Source organism: Brumimicrobium mesophilum (assembly GCF_003025005.1).
Classification (GTDB): domain Bacteria; phylum Bacteroidota; class Bacteroidia; order Flavobacteriales_D; family Crocinitomicaceae; genus Brumimicrobium; species Brumimicrobium mesophilum.
Genome location: NZ_PVSS01000002.1, coordinates 282,985 through 299,290 on the forward strand (window position 1 = coordinate 282,985; position 16,306 = coordinate 299,290).

A 16,306-nucleotide genomic window follows, 5' to 3' on the forward strand; every position below is an offset into this window, starting at 1 on the left:
GTCAATCCAAATAATTGTATTAATTTAAAATCGTAAAACTAAACTTTTGAAATCTTGACTGTAAGTAGCATTTTACGAAAAGGTGAACATTTCAAATTAATACTCACTATTAAAACTATATATTATGCTTAGATTATCGATTGGATTAATTGTCGTTGCGATTATTGCAGCCATTTTTGGATTTGGAGGAATTGCAGCCGGTGCAGCTTACGCGGCTAAAATTGTTTTCTTTATTGCAATTGCACTTATTGTTCTTAGTTTAATTTTTGGAGGATTCAGAAAAAGCTAAGGAAAAAATTTAAATTATATTTATATGAAGACGCAATTTGATTGCGTCTTTTTTTTTGACTAAACTTTTATTTATACAAAAAACCTTAAAAAGTAATGGTTTTCATTTCAAATTATAAAATAAATGGTATATAATTTTGGACATCTTGACATAAGCCATACCTTTGCACAAGATTTAGGTAATTAGACCTCAATCAATATTAATACACAAACAATAGTTGTTATGAGTCAAGTTAAACAAAATGACAAAGTAAAAGTACACTACACAGGGAAATTATCAAGCGGTGAAGTATTCGATAGTTCAGAAGGACGTGAGCCAATGGAATTTCAAGTGGGTACAGGTCAACTTATCCCAGGATTTGAAAATGGTGTAATTGACATGAAAGTTAATGAGAAAAAAACAATAGTTATACCTTCAGCTGAAGCATATGGTGAACCACGTGAAGAATTAATTCAAGAGGTGCCAAAAGATCGTTTACCGCAAGAAATTCAACCAGAAGTTGGAATGGGATTAGTTTCTAAAACTCCAGATGGTAACGAAATTCAATTGATCGTTAAAGAAGTTAAAGACGAAGCTATCATCGTTGATGGAAACCACCCTTTGGCTGGTCAAGAATTAACTTTTGATATTGAAGTTGTTGGAATCAACGCATAATTATTCTACTTATTAGAATAGAAAACATAAATTTTATTTTTAATAAAATTGAAAAGGTGAGATTAATTCTCACCTTTTTTTTTGCCCTAAATTTTCCTAATTATTTTATTGAAGACCCTGTCTTTATTTAGATTCGGTCTATTTTATTACTGACATAAATCATCTTTTCTTCGGGCTTACATCATCTTTCTCCCAACACATACTTCCTACATTTGTGCCATGGAAATTATGTTTGTAATGCTACTCGTTAGCTTATTTCTTGCTTTAATATTTTTAATCTCATTTATCTGGGCTAATAAGTCTGGTCAATACGATGATGATGTAACACCTGGGATACGTATTCTCTATGACGATGAAGAGGTTGTAAAAGAGAAATCAATTAAAGAAAAAAAACCAAATAAAGAATAATGGAAAAAATAGAAGTTAAGTATGACAATAAGATTGTAAAGTACTTTGCGTATGCTACAGTTACTTGGGGAATAATCGGTATGCTGGTCGGTTTAATTGCCGCTTTGCAATTAGCTTTCCCAGATTTTTTTAATGACTATCTTGGATTTAAATATATCTCTTTTGGAAGAATACGACCATTGCACACTAATGCAGTGATTTTTGCTTTTGTAGGTAATGCAATTTTCACAGGAGTTTACTATTCTCTTCAGCGTTTATTAAAGACAAGAATGTGGAGCGATAAACTCAGTTATATCAATTTTTGGGGTTGGCAATTAATTATTGTTTCGGCAGTAATCACCCTACCGATGGGCTTCACCTCTTCAAAAGAATATGCAGAACTTGAATGGCCTATTGATATTGCAATTACTCTACTATGGGTTATATTTGGATGGAACATGTTCGCAACAATTTTAGTTAGAAGGGTGAAACACCTTTATGTTGCCATTTGGTTCTATATCGGAACATTCGTTACTGTTGCTGTATTGCATATTTTCAATTCATTTGAAATTCCAATTCATTTTATGAAAAGTTACTCTTGGTACTCAGGGGTACAAGATGCACTTGTTCAATGGTGGTATGGTCATAACGCGGTTGCGTTTTTCTTAACAACTCCTTTCCTAGGTTTAATGTACTACTTTGTGCCTAAAGCGGCAAATCGTCCAATTTATTCGTATAAATTATCTATTATCCACTTTTGGGCATTAATTTTCCTTTATATCTGGGCTGGACCGCACCACTTATTATATTCAAGTCTTCCAGACTGGGCGCAATCATTAGGTGTAGTTTTCTCTATTATGTTAATTGCTCCATCTTGGGGAGGTATGCTAAATGGATTACTGACCTTGAGAGGTGCATGGGATAAAGTAAGAGATAGCGCAATCTTAAAATTCTTTGTTGTTGCACTTACAGCTTATGGTATGGCAACATTCGAAGGTCCATTATTATCACTTAAAAATGTAAATTCAATCACCCACTTTACAGATTGGATCGTAGCTCACGTTCACGTTGGTGGTTTAGGCTGGAATGGAATGTTAATCTTCGGGATGATGTATTATTTATTCCCAAAATTATTTAAAGTAAAACTTTACTCTGAAGCATTGGCAAATACACATTTCTGGATCGCGACTTTAGGAATTTTATTATGGACAATCCCTATGTATTGGGCAGGATTTAGCCAAGGATTAATGTGGCAAGAGTTTAACCCAGACGGAACACTAGCTTACCCTGACTTTTTGAGTACCGTGACAGCGCTCAAACCTTTTTATATCATGCGTTCACTAGGAGGTTTGATTTACATTAGTGGTGTATTCTTAATGGCATACAACATTTATAAAACTGTAAAAAGCGGTGTTTTCTCTAAAGATGAAGTTGTTCTTATTGCAGACACATCCAACAAGCATCACAACGAAAAAGGAGAATACTGGCACAAGGTAATTGAACGTAAACCAGTTCGTCTTATGGTATTTAGTTTAATTGTGATTGCAATTGGTGGTATTGTAGAAATCATTCCTACAATGGTAGTTGAATCAAATATTCAAAAGATTACACAAGTTAAGCCATACACTCCGCTTGAAATTGAAGGGCGCGATATTTATATCAGAGAAGGTTGTGTAGGTTGCCACTCTCAAATGATTCGACCACTGCGTTTCGAGACTGAGCGATATGGAGAATATTCTAAAGCTGGTGAATTCGTTTATGATCATCCATTTTTATGGGGTTCTAAACGTACTGGACCAGATTTAGCACGTGAAGGTGGATTGAGAAGTGACTCTTGGCATTATAGTCACATGATTATGCCTAAAGAAATCTCTCCTGGCTCTATCATGCCTGCATACCCTTGGTTGGCGGAAGATGATTTAAATACAAGTCATATTGAAAAGAAAATAAAGGTATTGCAAGGATTAGGTGTTCCTTATCCAAAAGGATTTGAAAAACAAGCTAAAACTGATTTAGAAAAACAAGCATTAGGAATTGCTGAAAATATCGTTCAAGATCTTAGTAAGAAAGAAAGTACAACAACTGCTTCTGACATTGCCAATAAGGAATTGATTGCATTAATCGCATACCTTCAAAGATTAGGTACAGATATTAAAGCTGTTCCCGCAACAGAAACCGACGTAGAAACTTCAATTAAATAATTGAGATATGCTTAGATACATTAAACACAACATGTCAGAAATAATAGGGATAGAGATTTTCCCTATTATCTCCCTGCTCATTTTTACAATATTCTTTGCAGGTGTACTTTGGAGAATGTACAAAATGACAAAATCAGAAACAGATATTTACAGTCAGATTCCACTTTTAGAAGATGACGAAGTTATTGATACTAACGACACTAAAGATTAATTATGAAAAGAATGATGAACTTAAAAAAATCAATCCTTTTTAGTCTTTTGACAATCGGATTTGCTGTGGTTGCCAAAGCACAAGATGGAAAAGAGATTTTCGAATCCAAATGTAGTGTATGCCATATTTTAGGAAAAGATGCAACTGGTCCAAACCTAATTGGCATTAAGGCGAAATGGGAAGGTGAAGAAGATAATTTGTACAAATGGGTACTTAATCCGCAAGAATTAGTTGAATCTGGAACAAGTGAAAGAGCGATTGAAGCTGAGAAGTTTAGTGTTGCATTCATGACGCCCCAACCGATTTCTTTAGAAGAGGCAAAAGCAGTAATTGATTATGTTGACACTTACGTTGTTCCTGCTCCTACTCCAACTCAAGGTACAGACCCTTTGGAATCAACGGGTAGCGACACTTCTGAAAGAGAAGAAGTAATTTATGTGGATAATTACGAACACAACTTAACAATCTTCAAAATCTTCATATTTATTATTCTCGTTTTATTACTAGCTATTTACGTTATTTCTCGCAGTACATCAGCTTTAATCAGTTCACTTATGTACCGCAAAAAAATTGCAGAATTACACAATAAATCTAAAAAAAATGGAAAAGCGTTGTCTATATTATTAGTTATTGGATTTATAGGAACAAGTCAAATTGCAAGCGCATTAAGTTTCACAGGACCTACCGCTGCGGCTAAAGAATTAGAATTATGGGCCTATGTTACAAGTGCTGATATTAATGCTTTATTAATTATCACACTATTATTGTTGACTTTCTTGTTACATATGGTGAATATGTTTTACAAGTCTTTAAGATTAATAAAACCTAAAGTTGTTAAAGTAAATGCAGAAGGCAAACCCCAAACAAACTCATTTACTCAAGCTTTAACCGGTGCTACACCAGTTGAAGAAGAGTATAAAGTAGACATGGGTCACGATTATGATGGAATTCGTGAATTAGATAATCCGATGCCGCCGTGGTGGGTCGCATTATTTGTAGTTACCATTATTTTCGGTGTAGTTTACGTTTTTCATTATCACATTTTAGGTACTGGTGATCTACAACAAGCAGAATACGAAAGATCAATGGCCAATGCCAAAATCGAAGTAGCCGCTTACCGTAAAGCTAATGCGATGAATGTAGATGAAACCAATGCAACCTTAATGGAAGATAATGCCGACCTAATGGCAGGAAAAGCATTATTTCAAAATAAATGTGCCTTGTGCCACACTGAAGATGGACGTGGTGAAATTGGACCAAACTTGACAGATAATGCATGGATTTATGGTGGAGACATCAAGGATGTTTACAAAGTAATTAAGCTTGGCGCTCCTAAAGGAATGCCTGCACATGAATCTACTTTCAATCCTATCCAGATACAGCAAGTTGCTTCTTATGTTCTTCACTTCGAAGAAGTAAGTGCAGCCGATGGTGGAAAAGCACCTGAGGGAAAATTAGTTGAATAAATTCAATGTTATATAAAATGCGACAATGAAAGAAGAGGAATTATACGAAGATGAATTTAGAGATTCAATTTCTACAGTAGATAAAAGTGGAAAAAGAATCTGGGTTTATCCAAAGAAGCCTAAAGGATTTTTCCACAAGTGGAGAGTAATTCTAAGTATCTTCTTAATTGCTCTTCTTTTTGCAGCACCGCACATTAAAATTGGTGGGCAGCCACTCGTTTTATTAGGAATTTTGGAACGTAAATTTGTATTGTTTGGACAGGTTTTTTGGCCACAAGATTTATACATATTTGCATTCACTATGATACTTATGGTGGTGTTTATCATCCTGTTTACCGTTGTATTTGGTCGGGTATTTTGCGGATGGATTTGTCCACAAACTATTTTTATGGAATTCGTTTTCCGAAAAATAGAATATTGGATTGAAGGAGACTGGACTCATCAAAAGAAACTTAATAAGCAACCTTGGAATGCAAATAAGATCTTTAAAAAAGTTGCTAAACATTCGCTTTTCTTATTGATTTCTTTCCTTATTGGTAATACATTCTTGGCATATATTATTGGAGCAGATGGATTATGGGAAATTCAAACTGATCCTCTTTCTGCTCATTTAGGAGGGTTTATCGCTATGATTGTCTTCTCACTTGTTTTTTATGGTGTATTTGCATTCTTACGAGAGCAAGTATGTACAACCATTTGTCCATATGGCAGATTGCAAGGAGTATTATTAGATTCCGACTCAATTATTGTAGCCTATGATCATGTGCGTGGGGAAACCAGAGGGCGATTCAAGAAATCTGAAAATCGCGCTGAATCTGGCAAAGGAGACTGCATAGATTGTAAACAATGTGTTCATGTTTGTCCTACAGGAATAGATATTCGAAACGGGACACAATTAGAATGTGTGAATTGTACTGCTTGTATAGATGCATGTGATGACATAATGGAAGCCGTAAATCTTCCTAAAGGACTTATTCGTTATGCTTCGGAAAGTAATATTGAAGGGGGAAAGAAATTTGTTTTTACAAAAAGAATGAAATCTTACTCTGCCCTGCTTATTCTATTGATGTTGATTTGGGGATTATTGATAGGAACCAGAACTAATTTCCAAGCAGACATTTTAAAGAAAAGAGGGTCCAACTATCAGCAGTTAGAAGGTGGAATGATTAGCAATATCTACGAACTTCATTTAATTAATAAATCAAATGACTCTTATGAAATTGAATTGAAGTTAGAAGAGGGTCTCAATGGAGAAATAAAACTGACAAAATCTCCATTACACTTGGGACCTGAAGAACATACCAAAAACAATTTCATCATTCGAATGAATACTAAAGAACTAGAAAGAGGTCAAAAAAAGCTGAAAGTTATCGTTTTAGGTGATGGTGAAGAATTATTAAAAGTAAGAACGAGCTTTGTCGGTCCCTTGCTTTAAAAAACTAAAATTTAAAAAAATGAATTGGGGAAAAGCAATTGCAATAGCATTAATCGCATTTATGTCGTATATCATATATATGGTGGTAATCTTAGTAAGTCAAGACACAGATTTAGTGAGCCCAGAATATTATAAAGACGAAGTTACTTTTGAAAAGGAAATTACGGCTCAACAAAACGCAGTTGACAACCGTAGCAACTTGAATATTGATATTACTCCAGAAGGATTGTACCTTGTTTTGGAAACACCTGATGTAATAAATGCGTTGAATGTTCAACTGTATCGTTCTAATGCAAAAAATGATGATATCGTAGTTCAATCTCAAGGAAAAAATCTTTTCATAGAAAATTCTAAATTAAAAAAAGGGAGATATTACCTCACTACAGATTGGGAAATCCAAAATAGAAACTACCAGTTGAGAGACACAGTATGGATTCAATAATAAACATAGTAATTTTAGCTTTCACCTTGGGATTAGTAACCAACCTCCATTGTATTGGAATGTGTGGTCCTATTTCTATGGCACTCCCTTTAAACAGGAAATCTAAAGCGACAATTTCTGGTGGCATCACCTCCTATTCCTTGGGAAGAAGTTTGGGATATACAATAATGGGACTTATTGTTGGAATCATTGGACTCAGTGCATCCCTATTAGGTGTTTTGCAATGGTTAAGTATTCTTTCAGGAATAATAATCATCTTTTTTGCATGGGGAGCTTATTACAAAGGAAATGGAAAAGTTACGTGGTTTAATAAAGTTGTAATGCGAACGATGTCAAAATTTTTACAAGCTAAGCCTTCAGGTACACCAAAACTAATAGGAATTGGATTTATTAACGCTTTTCTTCCTTGTGGAATGGTTTACGTAGCCTTAGGTTTCGCTTTAACAATGGGAAGCGTTCAAAAGGCCATGATTTATATGTTTGTTTTTGGATTAGGAACTCTACCTGGCTTTATTTTCCTGGGCGTTCTCAAAGATTTTTTTGCAAGAATTGGTTTCTTCAATAGGAAATTTGTATTCGCAACCTTGATTTCTATAGTTGGTTTATTTATGGTGATCAGAGGTCTTAATCTAGGAATTCCTTATGTAAGTCCAAAAATTGAAATGATGATAGCAAAAGGTGAAAAAGAAAAAATTGGCGACCCAAGAATGGAAGTAAAAATGACTTGCTGTTCTTCCAAAAATAAAAAATAATATGATACTGAGGAGTAGGCTTAATCACCGAGAATTCCAATTACTCCATTTAAGATTATAGTTTGAATACATTTCAACTATTTTTATCATTCCAGCTTCTAAATCGCTATTTCAGAAAAAACATCTTATAAAACCTTAGTGGAAATACAACAGATTTATAACCAATAAAAAAAGGAGACCTTTCAGCCTCCTCTTCAATATCAATAAATTGGAAAGTTCTTATTTCTGAACCTGTCCTTTAATTGTAACTATTTTTGTAGAACCAGGAATGTTTGCAGTAACAGTTACTGATTTATTCATTGGTGCACCAGCTTGACTAGCATTAGAAGTAAATGACACTTCTAATTCACCTTCTTCACCTGGCATAATTGGCTCTTCTGGTTTACGAGGAACTGTACAACCACATGATGCTTTTGCATCGTTAACGATTAGGGGTTTGTCTCCAGTATTTTTGATTTTAAAAACTGTTGTAACCGGTGTTTCCTTAGGAATACTCCCAAAATCATGAACATTTGGAGTGATCTCCATTGTTGTTTGATTTGCTAAAATTTCTTCTTGTGCTTTAGCTTGTTGAGCTTTACGTTCCTCAGCAGCTTTCTGTAACTCTTCAGCAGATTGTGAACCTGAAGAAAGTCTAGATCTCTTTTGGCCTTCTTTTACTTCAATGTTTGAATCAACTCCTGTTTCATTAGCACATGAAAACGTCAATAGTGCAAAAGAAAATATCCAAATAACTTTTTTCATAATATTTTAATTCTTGATTTTATTACTGTGCAAATATAAAAAATGTAAACGAAATTTTAAACGGATATAATTTCAAATGCTTATTTGTACTCCCGTTTAACATTTATTAAGTTTGTAATTGCTTTCTTATTTTTCGTTTAAATTCATATTGTTATATGTTCCATTCTTTAAAGTATTATAACCTTCCATAAAAATTTCATTCTTAGCATTTATAATTTGGTAGAATGCTTGAAAATCCCATATATTTTGAGCAACCATAGCTTTTAATCGAATTTTAATTAAATCTCCACTCACTTCAAAATCCTCTTCAACAAATGTTAAACTACTGTCTTCTTTAACAGAATAATCAAAGAACTCATCCATAAAATTTTGATCTATTTCAAAGCCATTTTTAAATTCTTCAATCGATTTATAATTGTCTTTGAATTCTTTCCTGTGAGCGTTAGCATATTCTAAAGAAAAGGTGTTGATTACTCCAGAACGACTTAATTTTCTGTAATATTCTGAATACTCTAAAGTATCTAGCGGTACAAACACATCTGGCATAATTCCACCACCTCCGTAAACATTACGTTCTTTGATTAATGTTTTATGAACCAAAGAATCTGGTAAATTAATACTGTCTCTGTGCATCATTTCCCCATGTAAATATCTTTCCATGTAATCGTTTCTATAAGTAGCGATATCTTCATAAGACTTTTGAATAAATCTTCCACTTGGTGTATAATATCTTGCAATGGTTAATCTTAATTGACCACCATCAGACAATTCAATTGGTCGTTGAACCAAACCTTTACCAAATGATCTTCTTCCTACTATTAATCCTCTATCCCAATCTTGAATAGCTCCAGATAAAATTTCACTAGCAGAAGCAGAGCTTTCGTCAATTAAGACAACTAAACGTCCTTTTTCAAAATCACCTTTTTTATCTGCTTTCAAAACACTTCTAGGCTGTCTTCTTCCTTCAGAATAAACAATTAACTTATCATCTGTCAAAAATTCATCAGCAACATATTTCGCCGCATAAAGTAATCCACCTCCATTTCCTTGTAAATCAAAGATAAGGTCTGTCATTCCTGCCTTTTTTAATTTTTTTATCGCTTCATCAACTTCATCTTCCGTGGTTCTAGAGAAATTTGTTAATTTGATATATCCAACTTCGTCATCTACCATGTAAGAACTTACCACAGAATTTACAGGAATATCATCTCTGGTGATAGTATAATCCTTTAACTCTTCTTTCCCCCTTTTAATCGTTACGATTACTTTACTTCCTTTTTCACCCAATAAAAATTCTCTCACTTCAGAATTCTTTAATCCAGTTCCAGCAATTAACTCACCATCAACTTTGATTATTTGGTCCCCTGCACGAATCCCTAGTTTTTCTGATGGTCCGCCAGGAATAGGATTAACCACCAATAAAGTATCCTTTAAAATGTTAAAACGAATTCCAACACCTACAAAACTTCCATTAATCCTTTCATTTGCTTCTTCTACTTCATCCGCTGGAATGTAGGTTGAATGTGGATCCAATTTTTCTAACATTGAAATTATTGCTGCTTCAGAAATCTCTTTATTAGGAACATCATCCACATACATTCGGTCTATGTAAGTATATACCTCATACATTCTTAGCATGTTAGGATCCTCTTGTTGTGCAAATAAAGTGCTTGAAAGTAAAAATGTGGTTAAGGCTATTATTATCTTATTCATGGTATATTTTTAATTATTCTTTGAAATTCAATCAAATTTGACACCAAAAATAATAGTTTGGTGACTTTTAAACACTGAATATAGACATTTGTTTTATAATTCGCTTTTAAACATGTAAATGTTAATCTAATAAATCACCCTCCATACATACTCAATAACATTTAGATTAGTTTTGTAAGAACGAATAAATTGAATCATGCGTAAACTCTTCATATTTCTACTTCCTTTACTATTTAGTTTTTCTATAACAGCTCAAGTGATGGAGTTTGACAAATTAGAAATGCGATATGATCAAAGGCAATACAAGGCTGTTTATAAAACTGCTAATAAGTTGCTAGACAACCCAGAATATGATTTTTCCCTAATACCGAATTACTACTTGGCATTATCAAAACTTCAATTGGCACAAAACGACAGATGGTATAAACGTAATAAATATGCATTTCAAGAAGCCCATGAAACATTTCAAGATCTTAAGAAAACCCATGAAGGACGAGAAATAATTAGAGCGCATACGTACGAATTGAGTATTCTGAAAAGCGATTTAAAAAACTGGATGAATGAACTCAAAAGAGATGGTAATCAAAAAACATTTGAATTAGTAGAACAAGTTGTAAATACATTCTTGTCTGAAATTCCAAATGTGGATGGTATGAAACAAGACTTTACAGTTCCTGAAGAAATTGTTACTGTTGAAACTGTATCTATTTCAAAACAAAGGGAGAACATTTTAGCGCTGTCCAATGACCTACTTGGAGTTCCATACAAATGGGCCGGAAATACACCAAAAGGTTTCGATTGTAGTGGATTTACATGTTATTTGGCCGAAAAAGAAATGGGCAAAAGCATCGAAAGAAGAGCGGCTGATCAATACAATTCCTCAACTAAAATAAAAAGAAGAAATGTAAAACCTGGAGACTTTGTCTTCTTTGATAATGGGTCTGGAATTTCACATGTGGGTGTCATTTATTCTACAAATAACAACAGCATTCAAATGATACATGCAAGCACAAGTGTTGGGATTTCAATCGTTGATATTTATCAATCCTCCTACTGGAAACAAAGAATTGCAGGGTATGGTACTTTTTTGAATGATTAAAGCTAAAATTCCATCGGAATAACGAGGGTCTTGGAGTTTAACGATTGCGATCGGATCTCTCTTTCCAACCCACAAACGTAAGTCTGTTCATTCCGACAATTGGAAGCCGTGATGATTTTATTGAATCTCTTTATTTTAACTAATAAAATAGCACAATCCTTATCACTTAAGAAATGAGTGCATTAATGTTCTATTCTTGGAGTGGTTATTTGGCAATGTTGGTTTAAGAAGCTCAGCAATTAAGAATATTGAATTTAGGTTACATTACTTTAAATTAATAATATGAGGTAAATCAAGAAATCAATGTGAGAAGTTATTTTAACACACTCAAATTTGGCTTTTTAAAAAGCAATAATATCAAACTTAAAACACTAGCGATTACTCCAATAACTATATAATGCATATCTTGACTCAAAACATTAGCATTAAAAATTGAATTAAAGGCCATTATTGTAAACAAGAAATAATTAAAAAGGACTAAAAAACGTTTAATCGGAGTCAATGGTCCCTTCATTAAGCCTCCTAAAATTGAATAAATCCCTGTTCCTATTTGAAAAATAGTTCCTCCAATGAATAGTTTCCAGTAATCGGAATACATTTCTACTGCCATCAATCCAATTAAAGGTATAGAAGCCGGTAAAATCAAAGCAATGACAAATAGAAAATATGATATTTTTCTTACTTCATTGTTGCTAATAAATAAACCAAGGGATAATAAGGTAAAAAGGATTGAAACAAGTACAATCAAGTATTTCAAATGAAGGATAGGATTTAAAACATTAAACACCATCAATAATGAGTAAGTGACCAAAGCCAAAAAACTTATTATTGATAGCATTAAAAATGTTCGATTCATCATAGAAATTAAATAATATTTTTAATACTAATGTCCTAAAAACTACACAGTCTCTTCTTCTTTTCTCTTCATCAAGAAATCCTTAAAGAACAATCCTCCAATTACAATAAAGAGTAAAAGTGAACCAGCCAAAGAAGTATTGTTTGATATATCAAAAGCAGGAACTTCAAACCTCATTTCAAGTTCATAATCTCCAGCAGGTAATTCAACACCTCTTAAAAGATAGTCTACTCTAAGAATATCAACTTTTTCCCCATTGATATATACATTCCAACCATCTGGATAATACATTTCAGAAAAAACGGCAAATTGATTTTCTGTGATATTCACATCATAAACCATTGCATTTGGAGCATACAATTTCATTTCAATACTTCCTTGACCTGAAAATGTTAAAGAAGAAAGTTTATTGGCATCCTCTTGTCCTATTATAGCTTCGTTCTTTGGATCAAAATCATGAATCAATTCTATAGTTAACATTGTGTTGAAGCTATTTAAACTGTCTTTAGCTAATTCTGCTGTAGGAATCCAATTTACTGCTCCGTTTGCATCTTGTACATAACTAGAATTGATACCAGATCGCACAACATTCATCAAGTCTATATTTAACGAATCTCCATCAAATAATACTACTTGCTCTCTTCCAGAAATGGTATCTAACTTCTTTTCTACACCATTCACAAATAAAGAGTTACTTGTTCTGTTTTCAACCATGTACATATTTCCTAAAGCCAATAATTCCTTATTCGCATTTGGTTGAACACTCATTTCTTTCACCAACCATGCAGCTCCAAGAGCTCCCGGATTTCTCCTAGCTTGTCCTTCTTGAATGAAATACTTCACATTCAACATATTCAAAACATCCATGTTATTGTAATTAATATGGAAATCTTTCACATTTTGAATACGTCTTAATTTGGCTCCATGATATCCGTTGAGCGCTTTATGGAAATATGAAGCTCGCGAACTATTAAAACCAATAGCGGGTTCATAAACTCGGTAATTGGTTTCCATTCCCAAAGTTTGTAACTTTTTCAACCACAACTCATCTTGGTTAACTCTTCCTCTAGCACCTCCGTTATCGACAGAAACATTATCTATTATTGATTTTAACTCAGGATTATTGGCTAATTCTTGTTCTAGAATTTGTTTATCTGCTTGAGATGCAGCTACAGGGAAATTATTCTTCTCTGTTTCTGCCCAATGATCATAATTTCTTCCATCCGACTTTTTATTGTTGAGATAATTTAAGTCTACAGCTACCAAATCAATAACCACAAACACCGCTAATCCAATCAAAATATATTCTTTCTGTATATTGGATTTTAAGAAAATTGCAATTAAAACAATTCCCACCACCAAAAAGAATATAGAACGCCACATACTCGACTGATAAACTCCCTTTCTAAACTCTGTTAAGGCATCAAATTGATCATTTACTCGTTTCATTTGTTGATCAACTACTTGTTGAACCTGACTCGGATTATTGATATCAATACCGTTCTCTCTTAACCTCTCCGGATCCTCATTCGCCAACTGAGCTCTTACCTGATCTCCATAAGAATAAATATATTCACTTTCTTGTTGAGACATGTAACCATTTCCTAAACCTGTAAAAGTCAAAACAACCATAATTCCTAACATAGAACCAGAGGCTATGTAAAAAGCCTTTATGTTGTTCACAATAATTTCTTTTTTCTTAAACAATTCATTCAAGAACAAAACGGCCAACAGTGGAATGGTCAATTCAACCAATGCTAGAATAATTGTCACGGCTCTAAACTTGTTGTAAAACGGAACATAATCAAGGAAGAAATCTGTTAATCCCATAAAGTTCTTACCCCAAGACAACATTAAGGCCAAAACAGTCATTCCAAATAAAGCCCATTTTAGAGGTCCTTTAAGGTAAATCATACCAAGAACAGCTAAAAAGAATACTATTATTCCTAAATAAACAGGTCCTGAGGTGAAAGGTTGATCACCCCAATAAATATTGTTTTGAGCCACTAAACTCGCTTTTGACCTCATTTCAGGAGTTTTCAATTGATCAGCAAATTGACTATTTGAAATTGCTGCACTTGAACCACCTAATATATAAGGAGAAACTAGAGTCATGGATTCTTTTACACCATAACTCCATTGTGTAATATAATCTTTATCCAACCCTGAAGTGGAATTCTCCTCATTGGCCGTTCCATCTATATTAATGGAAATATCATTCCCTCCACGAATAGTATATTTTGAATAATCATTTGTAAGCGCAAGGTTTCCATAATTAATTCCTAAGGCAAAAACATAAACCAATAACAATCCAACAGTTGCTTTAACAAAACGACCAATATTTTTCTGTTTAATATGGCGTATGAATTCAGCAATACCCATAAAAACAAGAAGGATACCCAAGTAGAATGTAATTTGAACGTGATTTGCGGTTAATTGTGTACTCATAAAAAGAGCGGAGAGTACGATTCCCCATTTTAAATTATGACGATATGCCATATAAAATGCTCCAATAACAGGTGCTGCTAAACCAATTGCCGCCGCTTTAGTATTATGTCCGGCTTGAAGAATTATGAGGTAATACGACGAGAAAGCAAATGCCAACGCCCCAAAAATGGCTATTTTAGGGTTCACTTTCATACAAAGTAGCATGATATAGAAACCTAGAAGATATCCAAAAAACAATCCACCAGGAGAAGCCATCCACAAATGGAATCCATGATAAATTTTTTTCATTAAATTTCCTTCATATTTAGTAGAGATCTGATATGTTGGCATACCTCCAAACATTGAGTTTGTCCATAATGGTTCTTCACCATTAATCTCTCTGAAATGACTTATTTCATTCGACATTCCTTTGAACTGTTCAATATCATGCTGTTTCAAACTATAACCACTGAATTGCGGTTGAAAATAGATTAATGTTATGATGATAAATAATACTAACGCTAAAAGGTGTATCCAGTTCTTTTTAAATAGGAGTGGGAAATTAATTTTTCTCATGTGTTGTTTATTTGCCTCTTTAATATAAAATGTAAATATAATTAAAGTAGTGAATTAAGTTAGTTTTGAGTAGCTAATTTTGAGTAGGGAGGATCAGAATCTCTCTACTCAAAACTCTATACTCTCAACTGTATTAACCGTGTATGGTATCTTTTTTACCATATTTATTCATTAACCCTCCTTCATACTCAAGAAACTCTTTCCAACGATGATCCACATCAATGGTTGTTGCATATTTTTTAGCAAAATTCAAAAACATCATATAGTGTCTAGCTTCACTTTCCATTAATTTTCTGTAGAAAACACGTAAGTCAGGATCTGTTAATTTTTCTGATAACAACCTAAATCTTTCACAGCTCCTTGCTTCTATCATAGCTCCGAACAACATTTTTTCCACAAACTGCTGTTCTCTGCCTCCACCTTTTCTTTGAAAAGCCAATAAGTCATGAATATATTCATCCTTTCTTTCAAAGCCTAATTTCAAACCACGCTTTACAAGCTCTTGATGAACCATTTGAAAATGTTCAATTTCCTCCTTGACCAATTCTGCCATTGCTTCTACTACATCAGGATACATTGGAAATTTGACGATTACAGTAATTGCATTAGAAGCAGCCTTTTGCTCGCAATAAGCATGATCAGTTAATATTTCTTCTATATTTTTTTCTACAATATTCACCCAACGAGGATCTGTTGGTAGTTTTAAACCTAGCATATTTATGAAATTTTAAATTCATCACAAAAATAGATTTTGAATCCAAATTACCAACAGAATCTTTTTGAATACCTCAAATTTTAATATTAAAAATAAATACTTGGTTGGATCTACTCCAATAAATCAACTTGAATATTATGCCGTTTATTCCATTAGAAATTTTGTGTCTGAATCTGATGGAGGTTGTATATTTTCTTATCACCGCCCTATTTTCTCAATCTAAAATTAATTGATGAGGGATTTATCGCTGAGTGGTTAAACTGATTAATTATTATTGAATTCCTTGCAACAACCTAAGGGGAAACGATCCTTTAATCAATTAAAATTATACTGAAAGCA

15 protein-coding genes are annotated in these 16,306 nt (G+C 33.4%); 10 read left to right on the top strand and 5 right to left on the bottom strand.

The annotated features are described in order from the left end of the window. Window positions 1–124: 124 nt before the first annotated feature. The 9 genes from C6368_RS02915 to C6368_RS02955 all read left to right on the top strand — a co-directional run bounded on the left by C6368_RS02915 (window position 125) and on the right by C6368_RS02955 (window position 7,837). Window positions 125–289, top strand: a complete 165-nt coding sequence (locus tag C6368_RS02915) for a DUF1328 family protein (protein WP_107037684.1) — start codon at window positions 125–127, stop codon at window positions 287–289. Between the two features lie 222 nt (window positions 290–511). After that, window positions 512–943, top strand: a complete 432-nt coding sequence (locus tag C6368_RS02920) for an FKBP-type peptidyl-prolyl cis-trans isomerase (RefSeq protein WP_107037685.1) — start codon at window positions 512–514, stop codon at window positions 941–943. A 219-nt stretch (window positions 944–1,162) separates the two neighbouring features. After that, window positions 1,163–1,351 (top strand): cbb3-type cytochrome oxidase assembly protein CcoS, encoded by a 189-nt coding sequence (ccoS, locus tag C6368_RS02925; protein ID WP_107037686.1) that lies wholly within the window; start codon window positions 1,163–1,165, stop codon window positions 1,349–1,351. Next, window positions 1,351–3,531: a cytochrome-c oxidase, cbb3-type subunit I gene (ccoN, locus tag C6368_RS02930; protein WP_107037687.1), complete on the top strand. Its 2,181-nt coding sequence runs from the start codon at window positions 1,351–1,353 to the stop codon at window positions 3,529–3,531. Before ccoS ends, ccoN begins: the two co-directional genes overlap by 1 nt. A gap of 7 nt (window positions 3,532–3,538) precedes the next feature. After that, entirely contained in the window at window positions 3,539–3,742 is a 204-nt protein-coding gene (locus C6368_RS02935) for a CcoQ/FixQ family Cbb3-type cytochrome c oxidase assembly chaperone (RefSeq protein ID WP_199851581.1), read from the top strand. Between the two features lie 11 nt (window positions 3,743–3,753). Then, on the top strand, window positions 3,754–5,208 hold the full coding sequence (locus C6368_RS02940; RefSeq protein WP_159038401.1) for a cbb3-type cytochrome c oxidase N-terminal domain-containing protein: 1,455 nt from the start codon (window positions 3,754–3,756) through the stop codon (window positions 5,206–5,208). Between the two features lie 25 nt (window positions 5,209–5,233). Next, window positions 5,234–6,643, top strand: coding sequence for a cytochrome c oxidase accessory protein CcoG (gene ccoG, locus C6368_RS02945; RefSeq protein WP_107037689.1), 1,410 nt, complete (start codon window positions 5,234–5,236; stop codon window positions 6,641–6,643). A gap of 19 nt (window positions 6,644–6,662) precedes the next feature. Beyond that, complete coding sequence (locus C6368_RS02950; protein WP_107037690.1) at window positions 6,663–7,085, top strand: FixH family protein; 423 nt, start codon at window positions 6,663–6,665, stop codon at window positions 7,083–7,085. Further along, window positions 7,073–7,837: a sulfite exporter TauE/SafE family protein gene (locus tag C6368_RS02955; protein WP_107037691.1), complete on the top strand. Its 765-nt coding sequence runs from the start codon at window positions 7,073–7,075 to the stop codon at window positions 7,835–7,837. The genes C6368_RS02950 and C6368_RS02955 overlap by 13 nt, the downstream gene beginning before the upstream one ends. Window positions 7,838–8,056: 219 nt before the next feature. On the opposite strand, the gene C6368_RS17435 is transcribed toward C6368_RS02955, so the two are convergent. Both C6368_RS17435 and C6368_RS02965 read right to left on the bottom strand, forming a co-directional pair. Continuing rightward, window positions 8,057–8,581 (bottom strand): DUF1573 domain-containing protein, encoded by a 525-nt coding sequence (locus C6368_RS17435; RefSeq protein WP_107037692.1) that lies wholly within the window; start codon window positions 8,579–8,581, stop codon window positions 8,057–8,059. A gap of 126 nt (window positions 8,582–8,707) precedes the next feature. Next, entirely contained in the window at window positions 8,708–10,294 is a 1,587-nt protein-coding gene (locus tag C6368_RS02965) for a S41 family peptidase (protein ID WP_107037693.1), read from the bottom strand. Window positions 10,295–10,490: 196 nt separating this feature from the next. Here C6368_RS02965 and C6368_RS02970 point away from each other — a divergent pair, with 196 nt between their 5' ends. Further along, window positions 10,491–11,393 (top strand): C40 family peptidase, encoded by a 903-nt coding sequence (locus C6368_RS02970; protein ID WP_107037694.1) that lies wholly within the window; start codon window positions 10,491–10,493, stop codon window positions 11,391–11,393. A gap of 313 nt (window positions 11,394–11,706) precedes the next feature. On the opposite strand, the gene C6368_RS02975 is transcribed toward C6368_RS02970, so the two are convergent. From C6368_RS02975 to miaE, 3 genes are all read right to left on the bottom strand, one after another. Continuing rightward, on the bottom strand, window positions 11,707–12,231 hold the full coding sequence (locus tag C6368_RS02975) for a hypothetical protein (RefSeq protein WP_159038402.1): 525 nt from the start codon (window positions 12,229–12,231) through the stop codon (window positions 11,707–11,709). Window positions 12,232–12,291: 60 nt separating this feature from the next. Then, a complete protein-coding gene (locus C6368_RS02980) occupies window positions 12,292–15,252 on the bottom strand; it encodes a glycosyltransferase family protein (RefSeq protein ID WP_107037696.1) in 2,961 nt (986 codons plus the stop codon). 133 nt (window positions 15,253–15,385) lie between these two features. Further along, a complete protein-coding gene (miaE, locus tag C6368_RS02985; RefSeq protein ID WP_107037697.1) occupies window positions 15,386–15,967 on the bottom strand; it encodes a tRNA-(ms[2]io[6]A)-hydroxylase in 582 nt (193 codons plus the stop codon). Between the last annotated feature and the right edge of the window lie 339 nt (window positions 15,968–16,306).